Genomic DNA, 22,130 nt, shown 5'->3' with positions numbered 1-22,130 from the left:
TATTAGGGATGAAGACTAATTTAAGATTAATAGGTGGTAAAAAACTCCAAAGTCCAAATAATTCTTATACCAGACCTACAACTTTGAGAGTGAGAGAGGCCATATTTAATATATTGAACAAAAGAGTTGAAAATAGTAACTGGTTAGATTTATTTAGTGGAACAGGAGCTATATCTTGTGAAGCCTATAATCATGGGGCAAGCAAAATAATTGCAATCGAAAAAAACAAGATCAACTCAAAAATTTGCTTAGAAAATTTGCTCTCCTTGGAGAATATAGAGAATAGGAGAAATGATATCGAAGTTATTTGTAAAGACGTTTTGAAATGGACAAAACCTAATTATGAGAGAAAAATATCATCTAGAAATATGGATTTAAATAAATTAAAATTTGATTTTGTTTATCTAGATCCTCCATATGATGTTGATTTCCATGAATTAGTCTTAAATCAATTATTTAATTCTAATCTTTTAAAAAAAGATTCAACAATTATTTGTGAACATTCTCCAAACCTTTTTATTAAAAAAAGTACTTTGTGGGAAACTATAGATGTAAGAAATTATGGGCAGTCAAGATTAACATTTTTAATCAATGTCCAGCATTCCTGAACCCCTTCTGTATTGATTCCATGCACTTACGAATAATCCTAGAAGAGTTATTGGAACTAAACCTAAAACAATTCCACATAGAAGAGGCTCGATCATTTTTTTGCCTTTTTTGAATTTCTTAATCACAATTGTTACATAGAGACTATTTTTTGTGTCAACATCTTCATCAACTGCAGCAGAAAGAGACTTTAAGAGAGAATTCTTAAAAATTGTTTTTGTTTTATTTGGAGTTTTATTGATTTGTTTTTCAATATTTCTCGTAAATCATCATGAAAATAATAAATATATTATTGAAACTCTTGAGCTTAATGGCTCTGCTGAGGAAGGAGATGCTCTTTTTAAGATAAATTGTGTCGGATGTCATGGAATTACAGCAAGAGGATTAGTGGGCCCAGACTTACACTCAATAACACAACGTTTGAATGATAAAGAGATAATAAAACAAGTTACTGGAGGCCTGACTCCTCCTATGCCGAGTTTTGAAATTGATCCTGTAAATATGTCCAATTTATTAAAATATCTTCACAGCCTTTAATGATTTTGGGAAAAAATTTTTCTAATTTAAAGGTAATCTTAGTTGAACCAAATGGCCCTTTAAATGTAGGAAGCGTTGCTAGATTATGTAGTAATTTTGATGTTGATGAATTAAGAATTGTTTCTCCTAAATGCGATATATTTTCTTTAGAAGCAAAAAAAATGGCTCTTAAAGGTCAAAAATTTCTTAAACATTGTAAGATTTTTGATGATCTTCAAAAAGCAATTTTTGATTGTGATTTGGTTCTAGCATCTTGTGGAAGGATTGATGTAAATAAAGATTCATTTTTTGTATCTTCTGAAGATATATTTGATTGGACATTATCCTTTAAGAAGATAAATAATTTAGCAATTATATTTGGAAGAGAAGATAGAGGATTAACTAACAGTGAATTGCTTCTAGCAAATAAAACTTTTAATATTCCAACTTCTCAGAATAATCCTTCATTAAATCTTTCTCACGCTGTTTCAATAGTTTTGTATGAATTAAATAAGTCTTTTAATAAGAATTTAAATAATGAATTAAAAGTTTTTAACTTGGCATCGTCGAGAGAAGTACATTATACATTTCTGGAGATAGAGGAAATGCTTTTGCGAGTTGGATATCTCTTAAAACATACCTCCAAGGCAAAAATCAGTAAATTTAAGAATTTTATTTTGAGGGCAAATACATCAAAGCACGAAATAAATGTTTTAAGAGGAATAGTCCATCAAATAAACTGGTTTTTGAACAATTCAAAAAAAAATAAGTAAGTATAAATTTGATTAGTTTTTTATTTACTTCTTGTTTTAATTTGATAGGGATATTTACTAAAAACATTTTCTGAAGTAGCATCTATTGATTATTTGAATATTTAAGAAAACTAAAACTGTGCCTACAACAAAGAAAAGAAGAGTTTTTCCCTTTACAGCAGTAATTGGTCAAGAAGAAATGAAATTGGCTCTCTTGTTAAATGTTATTGATCCAAGAATTGGAGGGGTGATGATAATGGGTGATAGAGGGACTGGAAAGTCTACTACAATCAGAGCCTTAGCTGATTTGTTGCCTGCAATCGATGTTGTTAAAGACGATCCATATAATAGTTCACTAGTCGATCCTGATTTACAAAGTAAAGAAGTTTTGGAAAAAATTACTCAAGGAGAAAATCTAGAGAGCATTAAAAAACAAGTACCTATGGTTGATTTGCCTTTAGGGGCTACTGAAGACAGGCTTTGTGGAACCATTGATATTGAGAAGGCTTTGAGCGAAGGTGTTAAGGCATTCGAACCAGGTCTATTAGCAAAAGCTAATAGGGGTTTACTATACGTTGATGAAGTGAATTTACTTGATGATCATTTAGTTGATGTACTTTTAGATTCGGCCGCTTCCGGATGGAATACAGTTGAAAGGGAGGGGGTCTCAGTTCGACATCCTGCGAGATTTGTACTTATTGGTTCAGGAAATCCAGAAGAAGGTGAGTTAAGGCCTCAACTATTGGATAGGTTTGGAATGAGTGTTGAAGTTAAGACAGTTAGAGATGCTGAATTAAGAGTTCAAGTAGTTGATCAAAGAACTTCTTTTGATGATAATCCTGATGAGTTTTCATTGAGTGTTGAGAAAAAACAGGGTGAACTTCAACAAAAAGTTATTAAAGCACAAGAAATATTAAATTCTGTTCAAATGGACGATGACTTAAGATTGAATATTTCTGCAATCTGCGGAGAACTAGATGTGGATGGTTTACGTGGAGATATTGTTACAAATCGATCAGCAAGGGCAATTGCAGCATTTGAGGGCAGAACTGAAGTTCAAGAAGATGACATAGCAAGGGTTATTTCTTGTTCTTTAAGACATAGACTTAGAAAAGATCCCTTAGAACAAGTTGATTCTGGCGAAAGAGTTATTCAAGCTTTTTGTAAAGTATTTGATTTAGATGAAAAAGAAAATCTTTCAAAATTTCAATTATCTGCTGAAGCATAATAACAGTGAGAATAATTGGGATTGACCCTGGATTAGCTAGAGTTGGTTATGGAATAATTGAGATAGAAAATGAAAGAAAGATATTATTAGATTGCGGTGTTATTGAGACAGGTAAAGATAAAAAAGAAGAAGATAGACTTTATGAGATATTCCAAGATCTTAATGAATTAATAAATCATTGGAACCCAACTGCAGCGGCAGTAGAAAAATTTTTCTTTTACAGGTCAAGCACTACTATTAGTGTGGTGCAGGCCAGAGGCGTGATTATGATGGTATTGGCCTCTAAAAAAATTAATGTTAGTGAGTACTCACCTGCTCAGATAAAATTAACAATTGCTGGGTCTGGAAAGGCATCTAAGAAAGATATTCTTGATGCTGTTATGTATAACTTAGATCTTGACAAACCTCCTAAACCTGATGATTCAGCAGATGCATTGGCTATAGCACTTACAAAACTAAATGAAGATGGCTTTAACTGAAAATTTAATATGACGATCTTTGAAAATAAGAAATTGGAGAGGGATAGGTTTAGAAAACTAAGAGATGGGATTTCTCTTAATCAAAGAGAAAATGTAGAAAAAAATGTAAGGTTATATATTGATTCATTAATTAAGGGATATAAAAATATTGGCTATGTAGCAATATATTGGCCTCTAAAAAATGAAGTTGATATAAGAAGTCTTAAGAAAGAATTTACTTTAGCTTTGCCTAGATGTGAAGGTAAAAAAGAGTTGTTATTTTATCCATGGGACGAAAAACCTCTTACCAAAGACTTTGAGGGGATACTAAGTCCAAATAACTCTTCCCCATTAAGTCATTTGCAGATAAGCATGATATTTGTACCATGTCTTTCTGTTGATAAAAATTTAACAAGGTTAGGTTATGGAGGAGGTTATTTTGATAAATTAAGGAGAGATAATGCTTGGAGAAATGTTCCTTGCATTGGAGTATTAACTTCTAATTGTGTAAGTACGGTTCCATTAACCAGAGCTGAGTGGGATATTCCTTTAACGGGCTTTATCACAGAGAAAGAAATATTTGTATAATAGGAAACTTATAAAGTGATTAATTTATAGTTTTAATAAATGGAAAATCAGGAAAAATACAATAATTTATCAAGATTAGTTGAAAAGTTGAAGAAATCAGATGATCCAAAAAGAAAATATGAATACATTTTGTGGTTAGGTAAAAAATTGAAAGAACCAGATAATGAAATTCTTGTTGAAGAAAATAAAGTTAAGGGATGCGTTTCAGAAGTTTTTGTTAAGGCAAATATTAAAGGCGGTAAAATATTTTGGGAAGGATATTCTGATGCCCTAATAACCAAGGGTTTATTAGCATTTTTAATTACTGGGTTAAGTGAATTAACACCAAATGAGGTTATTAAAATAGATAAGAAATTTATTGAAGATACTGGTTTGAGATCAAGCTTAACTCCTTCTCGGTCAAATGGTTTTTTAAACATATTGTTGAAAATGCAGTCTCAAGCAAATGAATTTTTGTAGGCCTAATAATATAAAATTAAACTCAAAGTTAAAAGAGATAAAAAATGAGAAAATGCAAAATTGGGATTATAGGTTTTGGAACTGTAGGTTCAGGGATTTATAAAATATTAAGTTCTGAAGTTGATTCTCATCCAATTCTAAAAGAAATAGAAATTGCAAAAATAGCTGTAAGAGATCTTAATAAAAAAAGGGATATTGAGCTAGATAAAAATTTATTAACAGATGATCCATTTAAATTAATTAATGACCCCTCTATAGATGTAATTGTTGAAGTAATGGGTGGGGTTGATTTGGCGAAAGATATTATTCTGCAATCATTAAAATTAGGTAAATCTGTTGTTACAGCAAATAAAGCAGTCATTGCAAGATATGGAGAAGAAATATATAAAACTGCATCTAAAGAAGGACTTTATGTATTGTCAGAGGCGGCAGTTTGCGGGGGGATTCCTATAATTGAACCCTTAAAAAGATCATTAAAAAGTAACAGCATAAAAAAAATGGTTGGGATAATAAATGGCACAACAAATTTTATTCTTTCAAAGATGACAAATGAAAAAGCTGATTACAAGGAGACCTTAAAATTGGCCCAAAGCCTTGGGTATGCAGAATTTGATCCAACTGCAGATGTTGAGGGACATGATGCAGCTGATAAGATTTCAATTCTTAGTGAACTTGCATTTGGAGGGAAAATTAAAAGAGAGCAGATTCATTCTGAGGGCATTAGTAAAATTAATCTAAAGGATATCGAATATGCCAATAAATTAGGGTTTGAAATAAAACTTTTAGCGCTCTCCGAAAGGGGACAACTTAATAGTAATGATTCACTCGCTTTAAATATTTGGGTAGGACCTTCTTTGATTCCAAAATCTCATCCATTGTCAACAGTTAAGGGAGTTAATAATGCCTTATTGATTGAGGCTGATCCTCTTGGAGAAATAATGTTATATGGTCCAGGGGCAGGGAGTGGCCCAACTGCAGCATCAGTAGTATCAGATATATTAAATCTGCATGCTGCCTCAGTAAAAAATAATAATTCAATCGATCCATTATTATCTTTTGATTTCTGGAGAAACTGCCATATAATAAGTCCTTCACAAATAAATAAAAAAAATTACCTTAGAATTGTTTGTCTTGATAGTCCAGGTGTCATAGGAAAGATTGGAGATATTTTTGGAAAGAATAATGTATCAATCGAATCAATTGTTCAACTTGATGCTAGTGAGGACAAAGCTGAAATTGTCGTTATTACTCATGAGGTGAATAATGGAGATTTTGAGAGATCGAAAGATGAAATAAATTCGCTAAATGAAGTCAAAATTATTGCAAGTCAATTAAGTTGTATTTAAAAAAATAGTTTGCAAATTTCTTCATAGCTTGGTAAACCGAAGAAAGTAACTGTTTGGTTTTAGCACCTTAATGATTCTTTCAAAACTATTAGATAATAATAATGAAAATAATAATTTAATTTTTTCTGAAAATCTTTATAAAGGTGCCTGTGTAAAAATTAAAAATAGCAATAAGACTTTTCAAGTAATTGGTTTAAATAGAGGTAAAGAAATTTGTTGGGTGAGAGAGTGGCCTTTTGCTTGTAATTCTAAAAAAACATTTGCTTTAGAAATTAGTCAAATAACCTTACAAATTCTCTGCTCAAATAATTCTTTAGAATAATAAAGAACTAAGGAAATATGAAAAAAAAAATTGTTGCATCAATATTCATAATTTTAATTTATTTTTTACAGAATTCTTGCGGCTCAAAAAGAATATCTAAAAAAATTATAGTAGCAAGTTCTGGAAAAATTGAATCTTTAGATCCAGCTAGAGCAAATACTCTTAAAGCAATTCAATTAATCAGTTCTCTTGGAGACACATTATATGAATTAAATTCTAACGGAGAATTAATACCTGAATTGGCCTCGGGGATGCCAGTTATTTCAAAGGATAAACTTCAAATAACAATCAATTTAAGAAAGAATGTTTTTTTTCATGATGGAACTGAATTTAACTCAAATGCTATGAAGTTTACCTTTGATAGATTCAAAAGAATTGGAACGATGAACTATATTTTAGGAAATAAGATTAAATCAATAGAAACGCCAAGCGAATATTCAGTCATAATAAATTTGAATAAACCATCAAGTTCTTTAAATGGTTTACTCACATCAGTAAATTTAACTCCAATATCTCCTACATTTTACAAACAATATTCTGATAAGTTTCTAAATGAAAAATTTGTTGGTACCGGCAAGTATGTGCTGACCAGTTTTTCTAATGAAGTTCAATCAATTGATCCATATTTGGATTATTGGGGTGAAAAGCCCTTAAATAACGGCGTTAATTTTGCGGGATATTCAAATTCATCATCTCTTTTTGGGGCTTTAAAAAGTAAACAAATTGACGTACTTTTATCAAATTCAATTGATGATAGTCAGAGAAAAAGTTTAAATGATTTAAGCAAAAATAAACAGTTTAAAGAAGGTAATAGTCCTTTCACTGAATTAAGTTATATAAGCCTTAAAACTAGTTCTTATCCCTTAAGTAATCTTAATTTAAGATTGGCTTTGGCAAAAAGTCTTAATCGAAAATTAATTAGTGAGAAAGTAAGTTATGGATTAAGGAAGCCATCTAGATCAATTATTCCACCGATATTAAAAAAAGATAATCAAGCACTTTGGCCTAAATATAATTATTTAGAAGCGAGAAGGTTATTAGAAAAGGAAAATTATTGTAATGGAAATATTCTTAAAATACCTCTTACTTATAGATCCAATGTACCAGCTGACAAGCTTATTGCTCTGACATGGCAGGAAGAAATTAAAAATTCTTTGAAAGATTGTATTGATATTCAACTCAATGGGGTTGAATCTACAACAATTTATAAGAATCTAAGTTTAGGAATTTATACAGCAGTTATTCTCGACTGGACTGGAGCTTATTCAGATCCAGAAGCCTATCTCACTCCTCTTTTAAGTTGCAATGAAATAGTTGATGGTATATGTAAAAAAGGAGAATCAGTTTACAGCGGTAGTTTTTGGGGATCTAATAAAGTGGAAAGTTTATTTCTTGAGAGTGAAAAAATAAGTGGAATTAACAGATTAGAAAAACTTGTTGAAATTGAAAAAATAGCAGCAAATTCAATCCCTTATATTCCTATTTGGATATCCTCTCAAAAAGCATGGTCTCAAAATAAAATATCAAAACCAATTTTTAATGGTGCAGGAATAATTTCATTGAGTGATCTTAAGTTAATTGATGAGTAGAAATTTCAATAAACTACTAAATTATTCCTTATTAAAAATTTCATTAATACCAATAATGTTATGGATAATTTCTTCATTAGTATTTATTTTATTGAGAGTTGCTCCAGGCGATCCTGTCGATGCCATACTTGGATCTGGTGCCGATGAGGTTTCAAGGGAATTTCTAAGAAATAAATTGGGGCTAAATGAACCTTTAATAAGTCAATATTTTTCATATATTAAAAATATATTGCACTTGGATTTTGGCCAATCTCTTAGTACCCAAGAGCCAGTTCTAAATATTATTCTTAGGTCATTGCCTGCAAGTCTTGAGCTTGGGTTCTTTTCAATATTAAGTGCCACACTAATTGGCTTCCTATTGGGATTACTTGGCTTGAGAAATAGAGGTAAAAAAACAGATTATATTGCGAGAATTTTAGGAATTGCCACATATGCTATCCCTCCTTTTTGGGGTGCAATGTTAGCTCAATTATTATTTTCTGTATTTTTTAATATTTCCCCAATTGGAGGTAGATTTCCAATATTTCAGCAACGACCTCAAATTACAGGTTTTCTAATTTTAGATAGTATTCTTTCCAATAATATTATTGCTTTGAAAGATAGTCTTTATCATCTCGCACTTCCTTCGATTACCCTGGGCTTTTTATTAAGTGGTATATTCAGCCGCTCATTAAGAGTAAATTTGGATAAGACATTAAAAAGTGATTATGTAAATGCCGCTATATGTAGAGGAATATCAAGGAAAAAAATCTTTTTAAACCATGCATTGCCTAATGCTCTATTGCCAATTGTCACTATTTCTGGCTTGACTATGGCCTCATTAGCTGGAGGTGCACTATTGTTCGAGGTAACTTTTTCATGGCCTGGTATAGCTTTAAGATTACATGAAGCTATTTCTCAAAGAGACTATACCTTGGTTCAAGGAATTGTAATTTTTACCTCTATGCTCATAGTCTCTTTAAATCTCTTCGTAGATATTTTAATCGCATATTTAGATCCACGAATAGAGTACTAATTCTCGGAAATTTCTTTTATTGTTTCAAGATCTAAAAGATGGAAATCAAGTCCCAAATTTCTTTGGTTTTTAACTACTGTAGGGATCTTTTGGTCTTTAATATTTTTTAAAAATTCAACTATAAATTTCGTAGATAAATCTTGTACTAATTTTGGTTCTGAACCAATAAAAGATTCACTTATTTTGAAGAGGTCATTATTTTCTTCATAGCTTTTATTAATTCTTATTGGAGAGAAATGACTTGCTCCCTCAATAATTAGAAATCTATTTGATGGATTATTTAAAGCAGAAAAAACTCTAAATTGTTCATTCATTAATGGTGTAATAAGGTCATACGTTCCACCTATTAGAAGAGTTGGTGTTTTAATGCCAGTACTATTTTCTTTTGGCCATACTAAACTGCCAAATGAATTAAAACCTATAATCGCACTGGCCTTATTAGAGTTATTTTTCTTAGGGAATGGTATTTCGCTCAACTGACATTGAAGTAATTTAGATAAATTTGTTACCGCAAAGTCTTCTAATGCTGAATCACATTTGCCCTCTAGTTGATCAGTTGGTTTATTTCCTTCATATAAAAGTGCTATTAAAGCACCAAGTGAATGCCCCATTAAAATATAAGAATTATTAGGTAAACCAAATTTGCCATTTTCATGAGCTTTCAATACAGCATCTAAATCTTTAATTCTATATAAGAAAAAGTCTGCACCTCCAGGTATTGTTTCCTTACCTTCGAGTACTTCTTTGAATGATTCTAAATTACTCCCTCTATGATCTATGAATAATATTGGCCAACCTCTTCTAGCCAATTCATTGCCAATCCATTTGAAATTATTAATTTCGCCTCCAAGTCCTGGCATAAAAATTATCAGTTCTTTATCATCATTTCTTTTATTGCTTTTCCATATTTCAATTTCAAGAGGTTTTACTCGATGAGGAGTATAAATTTTTTTAGCAATTTTTATTGGATCTTGAGTTGATTTGTTTTCAGTATTTTTAAAGGAATTTTGGTTCGTTCTTTCAAGTTTATTTAATTTGGATAAAAGTTCTTGATGCATTGATAATTCATTTTTCCAAGATGAAATTATTAAAATTAAATTGTCAATATCTAGTGAAATTTCTTCTGATGGTAATGCCTTGATGATGTCTAAAGTTGAAACTTCTTTTTTTTGATCTAATAAATTTTCTATAGTGTTATATATTTCTGTTCCATTATTGTCATTTGGAACTTTAATGCTTTTGCTTAATTCTGTAAGAATTTTACGCCCTATCCAACTTCTTAATATTTCTCTATTTAATCCCTCTTCTTTGAAAACTGGAAATTCTAAAAATTTTGATAATTCAAAAACTCTTATTAATCCATTTCTTTTAAACCAATCTATTAATTCTGTTGAATCATCTTTGTATTTTTCTAATTTTGATAATTGTTCTATAGTAAGAGGGATTTCCATCTCTTCAAATTTAATATTTATCTTTTCAGCAGCCTCTAAACCATTATTAAAAAATAAACCATAAAAACTAAAAAAAATTATAAAAATGTATTTCACTTGTGATTAGTCCAAATAGTTTAGAAATTAGCAAAAATTGGTGGATTCAATTTCCATATCATTTGAGGTTAATAACCAAGATAAGATTTTACGCTGCATTTGGAGCAGGAGGTGTTATTTATTTAACATCACTTATATTTAATAACCTAGGATTATCGGCAACAGATATTGGCTTGGGGTTTACCATTTCAGCAATAATTGGAACTCTAACAAGACTCTTTACAGGTAATTATCTTAATAAAACAGGGAAAATACAATTTCCCATAATTTCTTCTTCAATGCTAAGTATTGCCGCTAGCTTATGCCTTATTTTTTCTAGAGATACTTTTTTTTACATAATTGGACAATCACTCGTTGGGGCTGCTGCAGGAATATATTGGCCTGCTGCCGAGTTTGGGGTCCCCTATTTTTGCCATCCTATCGAAACACGCAAAGCGTACTCTCTTGTTAGAAGTTCGGAGGCTTTAGGAATATTTCTGGGGGTATTCTTAGGGGGTTATATGACGAATTTTTTGTATTCTAAATCAATTTTTATTAATGATATATTTTGCATGATAGTTATCATGTATTTAATATCTAGAAATAGTTCTTCTATTAAAAGTAACTTAGAAAATTTCCAAAAAAAATTAGTAGATCCAATTAATCAGGGACAATTGAAATGGAATAAAAATTCAATAATAATAATTTTATCTATTTTATTGATAACTACCTCTTTAGCTCTGATTCAAGTAACTTTGCCTCTGGATCTTGTTAAAGGTGGGATATATCGGAATGCATTAAGCAAAGAAATTATTAGTCTTATAATTTCTATTCAGTTAATTTTATTGTTGTTTTTACAATGGCCTGTCGGTTCTTGGATATCTAAGAAAGGAAGATTATATGGCTTGAAATTTAGTTTAATAAATTTCTCTCTCGCTTCATTTTTATTATTTATTTCTAGTTATCTAAATATCCCAGCTTTTTATTTAATTTCTTTTTCATTGATATTAGTAAGTTTAGGTACCGCTTCATTTCTTCCAACATCAACAGATGTAGTTTTCAGAATAGCTCCTTCAAATAAAAAAGGTTTTGCACTTGCTCTACTATCACAATGTTTCGCTATGGGTTATTTTTTTGGACCATTTATTTCAGGACGCATATTAGATCTATTTGGTTATGCTTCAATAATCTGGCTTTCAATTTCTTGTTGTTGCTTTATTGTATTTACAATTCTATTTAAGAGATTATTTTAATTAATCTTTTCTAATTCAATAATTCTTCTCTCTCTTAGAAATAAGAAAAAAGGTGCAGAGAATGCGAAGGCTATAAGAAAAGTTCCAATGTATACAACCCACATATTCTTCATGTTTAGTTTTTTTGATTCATTTACTATCCATATAAAAATAGCGCTTGCACCTACTAATAGGTCTCTAGAAATTGACTGAGCTGCAGGGTTTGCATTCGCTAACGAAATGAAGTTATTTATATCAAAGCTGTTTCCATATTCCCTAGCAAATTCAAAATTTGCCAACATTGGTAGGACCGCCCCCAAAATTGATAGAAAAAGGTAAAGAAAAGATAGTATCTGTTTATTATCTTTTAAAATGTTAAATGAATTCACTTGTCAAAAATATTTCTTTTAATAATAGTATTTAAAAGCTTATGGTTGTTGAAAAGAATAATAAAGTTGAAGACTATAAATTTAAAAAAGGAAATTTAAATTTTGCCGTTGTTGGTCATGTTGAGTGGATAAATTTTTTAAAGGTTGATCAATTACCAAAACCAGGAGTCATTTCTCATTCTGAAAAGTCCCTTGAGTATCCAGCTGGTGGTGGATCTATTATCGCGAAAATACTTTCTGATTTAACCTTAAACCAAATTCATTTTTTTACGTCATTAGGTAATGATGATTATGGAGATAAGTGTTTCAAGATTCTCTCAAATATGGGAATTAAGTTGCATGTGGCTTGGCGTGATAAACCAACTAGAAGAGGATTTAGTTTAATTGACTCTCAAGGTGAAAGAGCAATAACAGTTATTGGAGAAAGGTTAGCTCCAACTCATAAAGACAATTTAGAATGGAACATTTTAAAAAAAATGGACGGAATTTTTATTACTGCATCTGATTCAGAGATTTTTAAAATGGCTAGATCAGCTTCAATACTGTGTACAACACCAAGGGTAGGATTAAATACAATTAATAATTCAAATGTTCTTTTAGATGGATTAATAGGCAGTAATCTTGATCCCGGAGAAGTTTTTTCTTTTTCTGAATTATCGTTAAAACCCAAATATACTATTAAAACCGAGGGAGAGAAGGGAGGCATAATATTCCCAGGAGGAAGATATAAGGCTCTTAAAAACAAAAAATTAAAGGTTGATTCTTATGGATGTGGCGATTCTTTTGCTGCTGGGATTCTTTATGGAATGGCATCTAAATGGGATATAGATAAAAGTTTAAATCTTGCTAAAGTAATGGGAAGAGACGCCAGTGAATTTTTCGGCCCATATGCAAATAGTGATTAAAAAAATAATTGAATTAAGACTTATATGAGCAATCTAGATAATAAAAATAAAAATCTACTTGTTGAAAACATTATTGTTTTCTTTTTATTTACTGTTTTTTTAGTTTTTAATTCTTTAAAAACTTTATCTAAAATTTTTACCTATGGAATCATAAAAAAAGAAATATTAACTACTAAAAGTAACTTAGGCGTAGATATAAAAATAAAAATTAAGTAATGAATATATTTTTAGTTTTTCTAATTTTAGGAGTTGTTTTTTTGGGCTACAAAAAAATTAATTCTAAAAAAACAAAGAACTTAAAATTAGATAAATTTAAAAATAAACTACAGAGTACGCAAACAAATATTGACAGGATTTTTTTAAGAGAGGAAGAAAAAACCTTTTCAAACCCTAATATAAATATCTATATTGGAAGTTATGATAAAGAAGAAAGTATAAACAGAAAATCTAATATTCACAGAGCTAGGCTTTCAAAATTTAAGAAATCCAAATTAAATGGTGAGATGATATTTCAAGACGAAGAACAAAGGATTTATAAATTTAATAATGGTAAGAAAGTTTACTTATAATTTTAATGCTAACTACACTCAAGACTTTCTCTAGTTGAAACGCCTGTTGTTGGATTGATCCCATCCGCAATTTCACAAAGATTCCTTTGATCTTCGCTGTCAAGAATAGCAAAAGAAAAATCTGCTCCTTCTATTTGAGCTCCTGCAAAACTGCTACCTGATGCGATCATATTTATTAAAACTGCATTTCTAAGATCTGTTTTTTGGAAATTAACTCGATCAGAAAGCGTATCGGTCAGGTCGATTCCATTTAAATTAGAACCTTTTAAATCAGAAAGGGTTAAAGTTGTCCCATGTAAATCAACGTCACTAAAATCTGCGTCTCTTGCAACTGCTCCAGCTATAGAAGACAAATGAAGATCCTCTCCATGAAAATCAAATCCTGTAATATTAGATCTTACATAACTTGGGACTTCATCTCCCTCACCCTTAACAGCTACATTTGCTCCAGCAAAAACTGGAGAGGATAAAACTAGAAAAGAAAAAGTTATGCATAAAAAATATTTTAAGAACTTAAAAGATTTCATACTAAATAATTCAAACATTGTTATTTTATAACAATTAGATAATTTTTAAAATTGATGTATAGATTTGGAAAACCTTTTTAAGATTATTTAACACTATAAATTTTAAATCTAGGTTCTAGATTAGTTATACAATCTAGAAGTTTTTTATTATCTTTGCTATTCGTTACCTTGAATTCAGATTCCACTGTACCGCCTTCATCTCTAATGGCTTGATTTAAAACTATGGAACCGTTTTCGTCAGATACGGATCTATGAAAAGTTCCTCTAGGTATCCTTAAAATATATCCGCAAGATTCTAATCTAACTTTATAAAAAGGATATTCCCAACCAAAATTGACAAGGAAAAATGTTCTACCCCCGGAGATAGCTAATAGATTATCTTCTTGATTGTGATGTATGTAAAATTGCCAATTATTAAAATCTTCATCATTTGGAGGACTAACCGCAGGACCACTGTGAATAACTAGATCTCTGTAGTTTGATTCATTAACACTAATATCAAAAAATCTGACATCTTTTGTATCGCGAAATTTTTCATAACTTATCAATTCAAACATTTTTGATTTATTTGATTTGATAACTGGAATTTCTAAACTTGAGTTCAATTTTCTTTAAAGATTAAACAAATGAAAACAGATATATATATCTAAGAACGTATCAATTAACACTAAAAAAGAAACATATTATTTTTTATATTTTTTGTTATTTTAAAAGATTAAAAATTTAATGTTTATTTAATTTCAAGAGGTTTGATTTCCCAAGATAAAGTATTTTCTAGATTATTTTTTCCTATAAAGTTTCCTGTAATTACGGAGGTTAAATTAGCTTTTGAAGAGGATACCAATGTTAAATATCTATCATCAATCAATCCTTTTCCGCTGGGATCAAAACCTCTCCAACCAGCACCTGGAATATATAATTCAGCCCAAGCGTGTAAATCCATCTCAGATGGTAAAGGATCTTCAAAATGGTAACCACTTACAAACCTACTTGGGATACCTATAGACCTGCAAGCTTCAACCATTAGCATTGCTAAATCTCTGCATGAACCTATACGTTCTCTAAGTGTTCTGCTAGCCGGCCATGCTGGACCTGTATGTCTTTTGGTATATTTAACCCGATCTTGAATAATCTCTATTAGTTGGTAGGTAAATGATAATGCGTTATTAATGCTTCCTGCTAAGGCTTCTTGGGCCAGTTCTACGGCAGAGGGATCGTGTTGTCCATTTGGCATCCATCCCTCTAATGCACCCTGTAAATCTCTGTTAATAATGCTTCTACAAAAAGGTAATGTTAAATCTCTATTTTTAACTCCATCAATAATGTTTGGATGTTTAATAGTTTCAACTTCGCTGATTGATTCAATAATTAAATTATCTGTTAATCCATTGAATCTGATTCTATTAATCTCTTCTCCGCTGGCAGCAAGTAATGGATAAATAATTTCTGGATCTGGGGTTATATTTAATTCAAAATTCTTTAGTTTTTGGAAGCCATTTGACCTTGGCTTTATACATAATCTATGCTCGCCTAATTGAACAGGGTCTTCGTATTTATATTCAAGTTTGTGAATGTATTTAATCCTCATTAATAAACTTATTAATTAATAAAATATTTTTCTTGAATGAGATCATTTAATTTATTTAAATCCATTTGCAATGAATCGATTGCCTCATGTAAACCATCATTTATTATATCTTCAATTCTGATATAACTCCACTTTGCTTTAAGCAAACCTCTCATGCATTCTAATTCTGAAGGATTTTCAGGAGATGGAGAGTTATCTATCGTTTTAAGAGTATTGCTTATTCCATCAAGACAGTATCTAACTGATCTCGGAAAGATTGGATCAAGTAAAAGAAATCTCGCAACTGAATTAGGCTTTATAGAATTTTGCACTGCTTTCCTAAACATTTGATAAGCTCCAGCTGAACGTAAAAGTGCGATCCATTGCAGCTCATCAAGAACTCCTCCAAGTTCATCTAAGCTGGGCAATAGTAAATAATATTTAACATCTAAAATTCTTGATGTTTTGTCAGCTCTTTCGATTAATCTTCCAAGAATGCTAAATCTCCACGCAAGATCTTTGCTCAGAGTCGCATCTGTAATTCCATAAAAAAGCTGACATTCTCTCCTTATTTCGCTTAATTGTTCTTGTCTTGGTTTATTCCATATTGCTTCTCCTTCTTGCATATTCCAATATAAAATATTAATTTGTTCCCACATTTCTGTGGTCATGACATCTCTGATTTGTCGTGCATTTTCTCTTGCCATTTGAATGCAAGAAATTATACTGTTTGGGTTTAAACGATCTCTTATTAAAAAATTAATAACGTCATCAGGTTTTTTCTCAGGGAATCTTTTATCAAAAGATTCTCTGTCACTTGATGCTTCAATTAATGGGAGCCAAGGTTCTGCACTTCCTGGAGGACAATCTAATGACATTGCTTCACTTACTTCCACGAAACGAGATATATTTTCCGCGCGTTCTAAATAACGATTTATCCAATAAAGAGATTCTGCTACACGACTTAAAAGCATATTATTTACCTACAACCCATGTATCTTTGCATCCACCACCTTGAGAAGAATTGACGACTAATGATCCTTTTTTTAATGCTACCCTCGTAAGCCCACCTGGGCTAACCCATGAATCTTTCCCTCTCAAGATATATGGTCTTAAATCAACGTGACATGGATATAGTTCTCCATCACATAACGATGGCACAGTAGATAATTCTAACGTTGGTTGTGCTATGAAATTTCTAGGATTTTTTTTAATTTTATTAGCGAATTCTTCTATTTCACTGGTTGTTGAGTGAGGTCCAATTAACATTCCATAACCCCCTGCTTCAGATACAGACTTAACAACAAGTTTTGATAAATTTCCTAGAACATATTCTCGATCCTTTTGGTAATGACAAATATACGTTTCTACATTTTTAATAATAATTTCTTCATCAAGATAATATTTAATCATTTTTGGGACAAAAGAATAAATCATTTTGTCATCTGCTATTCCAGTCCCAGGTGCATTTGCTAAAGCAACATGACCTGCCTTGAAAACATCAAGTAATCCGCTAACACCAAGGCAGGAATCTTTTCTGAAATTGAGAGGATCTAAGAAATCATCATCAATTCGTCTGTAAATGACATCTACTCTTTTTAATCCAGAGGTGGTTTTTAAATACACATAATCATCATTACAAACTAAGTCATGACCCTGAACTAGTTGGATGCCCATTTCTTGAGCTAAATAACTATGTTCAAAATAAGCACTATTAAAAATTCCTGGAGTTAGTAGAACTATCTTGGGAGTATCTGTCCAAACAGCAAGGTCTTGAAGCGTTTTTAAAAGATATGATGGATATTCATCAATTGGTTTTACTATTCTGCCAGAGAAAAGATTAGGAAAAATATTCTTCATAACTAATCTATTTTCTAAAAAATAAGCAACCCCAGAAGGGCATCTTAAATTATCTTCTAAAACATGCCAATCTCCTTTTCTATCCCTTATTAAATCAAGTCCTGAAATTTGACACCATTTATTTAGTGGAGGTTTGAAACCCATCATCTGAGGCCTCCAACCTTCTGAACTCTCTATTAATTCTCTTGGAATTATTCCATCATTTATTATTTTTTGAGAATTATAAATATCATCTAGGAATAAATCTATTGCCTCAAGTCTTTGTTTTAGGCCATTTTCTAACGTTACCCAATCATCTTTACTAATTATTCTGGGAAGTGGATCAAAAGGTAATATTCTCTCAGTACCTTTTAGACCAGTATCGTTTAATCTAAAAGTCGCACCATGTCTTAGTAATAATTTTTTTGCGGCAGAGTGATTCCTGTTTAATTCTTCAAGTCCCATATTATCTAAAGATGCAAGAAGCGGAATCAATATTTCTCTAGCAGAGTTAACATTGTCCTTAAAGTATTCATCAAAACTATTTTTAGGCTGATAACTTGAAAACATATATTTCATCATTTAGTAACTTTTACTTTAGCTTTATATCTTTATTCGTATTTATGGCTACCAAAAATAATATCTCTTGACTCGATCTATACCATTATTTTGATCATTGAAGTATATTTTTTAAAAATCTAAAGGTATGGGTTCTAGTAATTGGCAATATGTATTTTTTAGATATTTCGCAAGCTTTCTTTTTATCCTCTCTCACAGTTTGCTGGTTCTTGATCATCTACCAGTAGGGGCGGCACTTCACGGACTTGGGGAAGTTTTTATTGCGCCTTGGGCTTTTAGGGAAAGAGCATGGGATCTTGTTGTTATTGCAGTTTTATTTTTCTTTTTTGATATCTGGGGACTTATAAACACTCCTTGGAATTAACTGATATTATTTATTTACTAATTCTGAGAAAATGATATTAAGGATTAAGTCTTATTTTTATCTAATTTATAAAATAATTTTTCTTTTATCACTTACGAATATTTCTAATTTGTATGCACATAATTTATTTAATGGTGGTTGTAATGAACATTGCGGCCAAAAAGTTAAAGTAATAAGTAATAAAAACAAATTAAAAAATATTGATGCTCAAATAAATATTGATAGTGAAAATTCTTGTTTAAATAAATCACTATGTAGAGGTTAACCTCTCGAGATTTTTTAAATTGTTTTATGAAAGTGTTTCTTTGATAATTATCATTAAATTACCATTTGCTTGATAATTTTTTTTAGGAGGATTTATTTGATTTTTAATTAAAAAAATAAAAGTATATATTAACGGTAGAAGTAATGATGACGCTGCAAAAAGAGCAATTATCTGGTTCAACCTAATAAATGGTTTTTTTACAAGATCCTCTCCGCACAAGCCACAAATCAAAGTACCATTTGAGGATTTTTTTTGAAATTGATATTTAGGATTACAATATGGGCAATAATATTGAACCATTTTAAAATTTTATTGCTTTAATCATTATCTATAAAATTAGAAGAAAGTCATCTAATAACAAAAAAGAGGGCTTATTTAAGCCCTCTTTTATCTCTTACTTATATTTTTTACTGAAGTTAATAACGCACCTAAATCATGGATCCTTGTTGCTAACTTCTATTAAGCTAATGCTTACCAAAATTAACTAATTGTCTTTAACTGGGGCAAAAACTCAAGAATTAAGCTTGTTTCTCAAAGGGCACCTAAACGATGCAGAAGAAGGAAGCTTAGACATTAATAAAAAATAATTGGAGCAGTTAATTAAATTAGTTCGGTTTATTCCGAAATTTCAGGCAGGCTATCGATCATTTTGAAAGACCTCCTAGAACTCAACAATATAAAATTAGGAAAATATTTCTCTAAAGACAATCCGTTTTTATACGCATTGCTTTTTAATTAAAAATGTCCGAGAGTAGGAATCAATTGAGCTAATTTTTTTGAGATATTTTTAGTAAGTTTTGCTTATTTCTTTTGATATTTAATTCGTCTATCTTAATTTTAAATAATTGAGGAAATCTTTTATGAATCATTCGAAAGAAGTTTGTAAAACTGATAAATCAAATCCCATAGACGAATATTTTCAATGTCTCTCATATTGCGATATTCACCCAAAAGGGATAGATAATGACTGTGAGGTCATTTGTATGGAAAGACATTTAAAAGCTAACTATTGGTAATTAATAAATTTCTACTTTTTACTTAAATCCCTTTGAAAAAAGGTTAGTACGAACTTTAAATTTCCATACATTTACAACACCTTTTGCATTGACTGCTGCAAGTGCACAATCATCAGGTCTCCATGATATTGCCCCTACTAAATCTCCTGCGAATGCAGCCCCAACGGGATCACCATTGCCGTCATTTTTGAGGAAACTTGCGACAACGGAACCATCCCTAGATCCTGAGGCTACAAGCATACCTTTATTTGAAAACGCAAGGCTGGAAATAGGTTCAGTATGGTGACATAGCTCTCCTGGCATAGTGCCCTCTGGACCATTCCCTATAAAGCTCCATACTGTGATTCTTTCACTGCCACTTGTCGCTAATAATTTTCCGCTTTCATCAAAAGAAAGGTGACTTGGTTTTCCAGGGTATCCTGTCATTTCAGCATCCATTCCTGATGATCTTCTCCAAAAATGAACTGAATTGTCTTGACTCCCACAGGCAACTATATCTCCATCTGGGCTTAATTCCATAGAGACCAATGATCCTTGCCACTCGAGTTTTTGATTCGTTTTATTATTAACTATGTCAAAGAATGTCACTCTGCCGTAGCATGCAGTTGCCAGCTCATTTTTATTTGACCATGTTATTGCACTTACTGTGCTTGGATGGTCTTCTGAGATCCATTTCTCTTCTCCAATTTCATTAAAAACGTATACTTTTTTTGAGGAAGCTATCGCTAGAAATAAACCATCATTAGAAAACTTGAGGTGTTCTACCCAACCCTTGCCAAGATCAAGCGTTTTAATTACTTTACCTTCGTAGCAATTGCAAATTTGAACATTCCCATCCTGACCTGATGTTGCAAAAATTTCACCCTCTGGATGAATTGCCATAGCTAGTAGACCACCGGAGTGTGTATTTTCTTTTTTCCAAATGATTTTTCCAGTATCTCCTTCGAACGCAAAAATACCTCCTGCCACGTCGCCAACAATAAATTGTTTTCCTTTAAGAGCCCAGCCACATGCTATGGCGTAATCGTTAACTTCAGCAGTCCATCCTTCATGGAACATGCCTCTTGGGCTAAATGGTTCTATATCAGGCATTTATCAAAGCCTTCTTGCATCTCTTTCTCATTTAAATTTCTACCGATAAAAACAAGTTGATTTCTACGAGGTTCGTTACCCCATTCTTTATCAGGTTGTGCAGTAAATAACATGTGAACTCCTTGGAAAACTATTCTCCTTGGGTTACCTGAGTAACTTATGAAACCTTTAGTTCTGAATATATCCACTCCTTTTTCTGATAGGAGTCTACCCATCCAAGTATTTAGTTTTTCTGGGTCAACATCTCCAAAACGCTCAATAGCAATTGAGCCTACTTCATCATCATGTTCGTGCTCTGCTTGCCAGAATCTTTCAGTATTGAATGGAATCTCTTTATTTTCGTCACTTTTAATGACTTTCATATTGAATTCTTCAGCGGTGTGCTGTGTAAACAAACCTATTTTTGTTGGTTTTTCTATGTTAAGGATGAAGGATTTATTTCCTTTATCCTCCAATTTGAGATTTATATGTTCTCCATATGGGATGGTATTTCCAGGATCTAAACTATTAGCTTTTTCTGCATAAAGTCTCACTGAGAATTCAGCACCATCTTTAAGTTCGTCTTCACTCTCTCCTTGGTTAGCGAGGGCTACTAATGACATTTCTGGATCGGGTCCTTCTTCTAGCATTAATTCATATTTACCTGCATCAAGATCATAAATACCTGTCCATTCAAAAGGATATTCTGGTTCAAGGAATGTTGGCCTGCGTTTAAGGATCTGATCAAGATCAAATGCACTTAGATTTAAGACTGTTTCAATTGGTACTTTGGCATTCTCGGCTCTAATAATTCGGGTCATTCGGTTCATATCTCTCAATCTCGATTCAAGAGTATCTAGTGCATCATCAGAGACCAAATCAGTTTTATTAAGGACTAGAACATCTGCAAATGCCACTTGTTCTGAACTTTCATCACTCCTGCCTAGCTGCTGATCAATGTGGGCAGCATCAACTAAAGTTACAATTCCATCAAGAGTGAATTCAGAACTTATCTCCTCATCCATGAAAAATGTCTGAGCAACTGGTCCCGGATCTGCTAATCCTGTCGTTTCTACTAAAACATAGTCAAACTTATCTCTTCTTTTCATTAGGTTGCCAAGGACTCTTATTAAATCACCGCGAACAGTACAACAAATGCACCCGTTTGACATCTCAAACACTTCTTCATCGGCATTAATTACGAGCCCTTGATCTATACCTACTTCACCGTATTCATTCTCAATTACGGCTATTCTTTTTCCGTGCTCTTCACTTAAAATTCTATTAAGCAAAGTAGTCTTCCCTGAACCTAAGAATCCAGTGAGGATGGTTACGGGAACTTTATCTTTGATGCTCATTTACTGATTTTTGCTAAATAAACAATAGTTTAATAATAGTAATA

The 22,130-nt window shown here is 31.5% G+C and carries 29 protein-coding genes; 18 read left to right on the top strand and 11 right to left on the bottom strand.

The features are described 5' to 3' along the window. Positions 1-8 precede the first annotated feature (8 nt). The gene (rsmD, locus tag EW14_RS05640; RefSeq protein WP_042850533.1) at positions 9-608 is read left to right on the top strand and encodes a 16S rRNA (guanine(966)-N(2))-methyltransferase RsmD; all 600 of its coding nucleotides are present in this window, start codon (positions 9-11) and stop codon (positions 606-608) included. Here the strand turns inward: rsmD and petG are convergent. Beyond that, positions 585-704, bottom strand: a complete 120-nt coding sequence (gene petG, locus EW14_RS05635) for a cytochrome b6-f complex subunit V (protein WP_011376619.1) — start codon at positions 702-704, stop codon at positions 585-587. The two genes, rsmD and petG, sit on opposite strands and share 24 nt — an antisense overlap. Before the next feature lie 55 nt (positions 705-759). Here petG and EW14_RS05630 point away from each other — a divergent pair, with 55 nt between their 5' ends. The 10 genes from EW14_RS05630 (at position 760) to EW14_RS05585 (ending at position 8,879) form a co-directional block, all read left to right on the top strand. Next, positions 760-1,143: a cytochrome c gene (locus tag EW14_RS05630; RefSeq protein WP_042850532.1), complete on the top strand. Its 384-nt coding sequence runs from the start codon at positions 760-762 to the stop codon at positions 1,141-1,143. Further along, positions 1,143-1,895 (top strand): RNA methyltransferase, encoded by a 753-nt coding sequence (locus EW14_RS05625; protein ID WP_042850530.1) that lies wholly within the window; start codon positions 1,143-1,145, stop codon positions 1,893-1,895. The genes EW14_RS05630 and EW14_RS05625 overlap by 1 nt, the downstream gene beginning before the upstream one ends. 118 nt (positions 1,896-2,013) lie before the next feature. Then, positions 2,014-3,102, top strand: coding sequence for a magnesium chelatase ATPase subunit I (gene bchI / locus EW14_RS05620; RefSeq protein WP_042850529.1), 1,089 nt, complete (start codon positions 2,014-2,016; stop codon positions 3,100-3,102). 5 nt (positions 3,103-3,107) lie between these two features. Next, positions 3,108-3,581, top strand: a complete 474-nt coding sequence (gene ruvC, locus EW14_RS05615) for a crossover junction endodeoxyribonuclease RuvC (RefSeq protein WP_042850528.1) — start codon at positions 3,108-3,110, stop codon at positions 3,579-3,581. A 9-nt stretch (positions 3,582-3,590) separates the two neighbouring features. Then, on the top strand, positions 3,591-4,148 hold the full coding sequence (locus tag EW14_RS05610) for a 5-formyltetrahydrofolate cyclo-ligase (protein WP_042850527.1): 558 nt from the start codon (positions 3,591-3,593) through the stop codon (positions 4,146-4,148). A 39-nt stretch (positions 4,149-4,187) separates the two neighbouring features. Then, on the top strand, positions 4,188-4,607 hold the full coding sequence (locus EW14_RS05605; RefSeq protein ID WP_042850525.1) for a SufE family protein: 420 nt from the start codon (positions 4,188-4,190) through the stop codon (positions 4,605-4,607). 44 nt (positions 4,608-4,651) lie between these two features. Further along, the gene (locus tag EW14_RS05600; protein WP_042850524.1) at positions 4,652-5,953 is read left to right on the top strand and encodes a homoserine dehydrogenase; all 1,302 of its coding nucleotides are present in this window, start codon (positions 4,652-4,654) and stop codon (positions 5,951-5,953) included. Between the two features lie 70 nt (positions 5,954-6,023). Continuing rightward, entirely contained in the window at positions 6,024-6,275 is a 252-nt protein-coding gene (locus tag EW14_RS05595; RefSeq protein WP_197049550.1) for a hypothetical protein, read from the top strand. 17 nt (positions 6,276-6,292) lie between these two features. After that, positions 6,293-7,864 (top strand): ABC transporter substrate-binding protein, encoded by a 1,572-nt coding sequence (locus tag EW14_RS05590; protein WP_042850521.1) that lies wholly within the window; start codon positions 6,293-6,295, stop codon positions 7,862-7,864. Continuing rightward, on the top strand, positions 7,857-8,879 hold the full coding sequence (locus tag EW14_RS05585) for an ABC transporter permease (RefSeq protein ID WP_042850520.1): 1,023 nt from the start codon (positions 7,857-7,859) through the stop codon (positions 8,877-8,879). Before EW14_RS05590 ends, EW14_RS05585 begins: the two co-directional genes overlap by 8 nt. On the opposite strand, the gene EW14_RS05580 is transcribed toward EW14_RS05585, so the two are convergent. Continuing rightward, a complete protein-coding gene (locus EW14_RS05580) occupies positions 8,876-10,426 on the bottom strand; it encodes an alpha/beta fold hydrolase (protein WP_042850519.1) in 1,551 nt (516 codons plus the stop codon). The two genes, EW14_RS05585 and EW14_RS05580, sit on opposite strands and share 4 nt — an antisense overlap. 2 nt (positions 10,427-10,428) lie before the next feature. Between EW14_RS05580 and EW14_RS05575 the strand changes: the two genes are divergently transcribed. Next, positions 10,429-11,658: an MFS transporter gene (locus EW14_RS05575; RefSeq protein WP_042850518.1), complete on the top strand. Its 1,230-nt coding sequence runs from the start codon at positions 10,429-10,431 to the stop codon at positions 11,656-11,658. On the opposite strand, the gene EW14_RS05570 is transcribed toward EW14_RS05575, so the two are convergent. Next, positions 11,655-12,026 (bottom strand): DUF2834 domain-containing protein, encoded by a 372-nt coding sequence (locus EW14_RS05570; protein ID WP_025888552.1) that lies wholly within the window; start codon positions 12,024-12,026, stop codon positions 11,655-11,657. The genes EW14_RS05575 and EW14_RS05570 overlap by 4 nt on opposite strands. Before the next feature lie 41 nt (positions 12,027-12,067). Between EW14_RS05570 and EW14_RS05565 the strand changes: the two genes are divergently transcribed. From EW14_RS05565 to EW14_RS05555, 3 genes are read left to right on the top strand one after another with little or no spacing between them, the layout of a single operon-like run. Further along, positions 12,068-12,931, top strand: a complete 864-nt coding sequence (locus EW14_RS05565) for a PfkB family carbohydrate kinase (RefSeq protein WP_042850517.1) — start codon at positions 12,068-12,070, stop codon at positions 12,929-12,931. A 24-nt stretch (positions 12,932-12,955) separates the two neighbouring features. Then, positions 12,956-13,147 carry a hypothetical protein gene (locus EW14_RS05560; RefSeq protein ID WP_011863102.1) on the top strand — a complete coding sequence of 64 codons (192 nt, stop codon included), beginning with the start codon at positions 12,956-12,958 and terminating at the stop codon, positions 13,145-13,147. After that, positions 13,147-13,500, top strand: a complete 354-nt coding sequence (locus tag EW14_RS05555) for a hypothetical protein (protein ID WP_042850516.1) — start codon at positions 13,147-13,149, stop codon at positions 13,498-13,500. Before EW14_RS05560 ends, EW14_RS05555 begins: the two co-directional genes overlap by 1 nt. A gap of 8 nt (positions 13,501-13,508) precedes the next feature. On the opposite strand, the gene EW14_RS05550 is transcribed toward EW14_RS05555, so the two are convergent. From EW14_RS05550 to EW14_RS05530, 5 genes are all read right to left on the bottom strand, one after another. After that, the gene (locus EW14_RS05550; protein WP_042851320.1) at positions 13,509-14,027 is read right to left on the bottom strand and encodes a pentapeptide repeat-containing protein; all 519 of its coding nucleotides are present in this window, start codon (positions 14,025-14,027) and stop codon (positions 13,509-13,511) included. A gap of 83 nt (positions 14,028-14,110) precedes the next feature. Next, positions 14,111-14,584: a hypothetical protein gene (locus EW14_RS05545; protein ID WP_042851319.1), complete on the bottom strand. Its 474-nt coding sequence runs from the start codon at positions 14,582-14,584 to the stop codon at positions 14,111-14,113. A 173-nt stretch (positions 14,585-14,757) separates the two neighbouring features. After that, the gene (locus EW14_RS05540) at positions 14,758-15,615 is read right to left on the bottom strand and encodes a transglutaminase family protein (RefSeq protein WP_042850515.1); all 858 of its coding nucleotides are present in this window, start codon (positions 15,613-15,615) and stop codon (positions 14,758-14,760) included. A gap of 11 nt (positions 15,616-15,626) precedes the next feature. Next, a complete protein-coding gene (locus EW14_RS05535) occupies positions 15,627-16,568 on the bottom strand; it encodes an alpha-E domain-containing protein (RefSeq protein WP_042850514.1) in 942 nt (313 codons plus the stop codon). A gap of 1 nt (position 16,569) precedes the next feature. Then, positions 16,570-18,012 carry a circularly permuted type 2 ATP-grasp protein gene (locus tag EW14_RS05530; RefSeq protein WP_042850513.1) on the bottom strand — a complete coding sequence of 481 codons (1,443 nt, stop codon included), beginning with the start codon at positions 18,010-18,012 and terminating at the stop codon, positions 16,570-16,572. Positions 18,013-18,139: 127 nt separating this feature from the next. On the opposite strand from EW14_RS05530, the gene EW14_RS05525 reads away from it, so the two are divergent. After that, a complete protein-coding gene (locus tag EW14_RS05525; protein WP_042850512.1) occupies positions 18,140-18,376 on the top strand; it encodes a hypothetical protein in 237 nt (78 codons plus the stop codon). A gap of 31 nt (positions 18,377-18,407) precedes the next feature. Next, positions 18,408-18,641, top strand: a complete 234-nt coding sequence (locus EW14_RS05520; RefSeq protein WP_042850510.1) for a hypothetical protein — start codon at positions 18,408-18,410, stop codon at positions 18,639-18,641. 24 nt (positions 18,642-18,665) lie between these two features. Here the strand turns inward: EW14_RS05520 and EW14_RS05515 are convergent, their stop codons facing one another. Next, positions 18,666-18,941 carry a DNA gyrase gene (locus EW14_RS05515; RefSeq protein ID WP_042850509.1) on the bottom strand — a complete coding sequence of 92 codons (276 nt, stop codon included), beginning with the start codon at positions 18,939-18,941 and terminating at the stop codon, positions 18,666-18,668. 560 nt (positions 18,942-19,501) lie between these two features. On the opposite strand from EW14_RS05515, the gene EW14_RS10325 reads away from it, so the two are divergent. After that, complete coding sequence (locus EW14_RS10325; RefSeq protein WP_197049549.1) at positions 19,502-19,657, top strand: hypothetical protein; 156 nt, start codon at positions 19,502-19,504, stop codon at positions 19,655-19,657. Between the two features lie 18 nt (positions 19,658-19,675). On the opposite strand, the gene EW14_RS05510 is transcribed toward EW14_RS10325, so the two are convergent. Continuing rightward, on the bottom strand, positions 19,676-20,749 hold the full coding sequence (locus EW14_RS05510; protein ID WP_042850508.1) for a WD40 repeat domain-containing protein: 1,074 nt from the start codon (positions 20,747-20,749) through the stop codon (positions 19,676-19,678). Then, a complete protein-coding gene (locus EW14_RS05505) occupies positions 20,737-22,086 on the bottom strand; it encodes a GTP-binding protein (RefSeq protein WP_042850506.1) in 1,350 nt (449 codons plus the stop codon). Before EW14_RS05505 ends, EW14_RS05510 begins: the two co-directional genes overlap by 13 nt. Positions 22,087-22,130 lie beyond the last annotated feature (44 nt).

This window comes from Prochlorococcus sp. MIT 0604 (assembly GCF_000757845.1).
GTDB lineage: Bacteria > Cyanobacteriota > Cyanobacteriia > PCC-6307 > Cyanobiaceae > Prochlorococcus_A.
The sequence above is the reverse complement of the archived record's forward strand: the minus strand, read 5'-3'. Positions and strand labels throughout refer to the sequence as shown.

Excerpts from the sequence above, each read along its gene's own strand:
- rsmD (WP_042850533.1), top strand. The coding sequence starts at position 9 with ATGAAGACTAATTTAAGATTAATAGGTGGTAAAAAACTCCAAAGTCCA.
- petG (WP_011376619.1), bottom strand. The coding sequence starts at position 704 with ATGATCGAGCCTCTTCTATGTGGAATTGTTTTAGGTTTAGTTCCAATA.
- EW14_RS05625 (WP_042850530.1), top strand. The coding sequence starts at position 1,143 with ATGATTTTGGGAAAAAATTTTTCTAATTTAAAGGTAATCTTAGTTGAA.
- EW14_RS05610 (WP_042850527.1), top strand. The coding sequence starts at position 3,591 with ATGACGATCTTTGAAAATAAGAAATTGGAGAGGGATAGGTTTAGAAAA.
- EW14_RS05605 (WP_042850525.1), top strand. The coding sequence starts at position 4,188 with ATGGAAAATCAGGAAAAATACAATAATTTATCAAGATTAGTTGAAAAG.
- EW14_RS05600 (WP_042850524.1), top strand. The coding sequence starts at position 4,652 with ATGAGAAAATGCAAAATTGGGATTATAGGTTTTGGAACTGTAGGTTCA.
- EW14_RS05595 (WP_197049550.1), top strand. The coding sequence starts at position 6,024 with ATGATTCTTTCAAAACTATTAGATAATAATAATGAAAATAATAATTTA.
- EW14_RS05590 (WP_042850521.1), top strand. The coding sequence starts at position 6,293 with ATGAAAAAAAAAATTGTTGCATCAATATTCATAATTTTAATTTATTTT.
- EW14_RS05585 (WP_042850520.1), top strand. The coding sequence starts at position 7,857 with ATGAGTAGAAATTTCAATAAACTACTAAATTATTCCTTATTAAAAATT.
- EW14_RS05565 (WP_042850517.1), top strand. The coding sequence starts at position 12,068 with ATGGTTGTTGAAAAGAATAATAAAGTTGAAGACTATAAATTTAAAAAA.
- EW14_RS05560 (WP_011863102.1), top strand. The coding sequence starts at position 12,956 with ATGAGCAATCTAGATAATAAAAATAAAAATCTACTTGTTGAAAACATT.
- EW14_RS05555 (WP_042850516.1), top strand. The coding sequence starts at position 13,147 with ATGAATATATTTTTAGTTTTTCTAATTTTAGGAGTTGTTTTTTTGGGC.
- EW14_RS05550 (WP_042851320.1), bottom strand. The coding sequence starts at position 14,027 with ATGAAATCTTTTAAGTTCTTAAAATATTTTTTATGCATAACTTTTTCT.
- EW14_RS05545 (WP_042851319.1), bottom strand. The coding sequence starts at position 14,584 with ATGTTTGAATTGATAAGTTATGAAAAATTTCGCGATACAAAAGATGTC.
- EW14_RS05540 (WP_042850515.1), bottom strand. The coding sequence starts at position 15,615 with ATGAGGATTAAATACATTCACAAACTTGAATATAAATACGAAGACCCT.
- EW14_RS05535 (WP_042850514.1), bottom strand. The coding sequence starts at position 16,568 with ATGCTTTTAAGTCGTGTAGCAGAATCTCTTTATTGGATAAATCGTTAT.
- EW14_RS05530 (WP_042850513.1), bottom strand. The coding sequence starts at position 18,012 with ATGAAATATATGTTTTCAAGTTATCAGCCTAAAAATAGTTTTGATGAA.
- EW14_RS05525 (WP_042850512.1), top strand. The coding sequence starts at position 18,140 with ATGGGTTCTAGTAATTGGCAATATGTATTTTTTAGATATTTCGCAAGC.
- EW14_RS05520 (WP_042850510.1), top strand. The coding sequence starts at position 18,408 with ATGATATTAAGGATTAAGTCTTATTTTTATCTAATTTATAAAATAATT.
- EW14_RS05515 (WP_042850509.1), bottom strand. The coding sequence starts at position 18,941 with ATGGTTCAATATTATTGCCCATATTGTAATCCTAAATATCAATTTCAA.
- EW14_RS10325 (WP_197049549.1), top strand. The coding sequence starts at position 19,502 with ATGAATCATTCGAAAGAAGTTTGTAAAACTGATAAATCAAATCCCATA.
- EW14_RS05510 (WP_042850508.1), bottom strand. The coding sequence starts at position 20,749 with ATGCCTGATATAGAACCATTTAGCCCAAGAGGCATGTTCCATGAAGGA.
- EW14_RS05505 (WP_042850506.1), bottom strand. The coding sequence starts at position 22,086 with ATGAGCATCAAAGATAAAGTTCCCGTAACCATCCTCACTGGATTCTTA.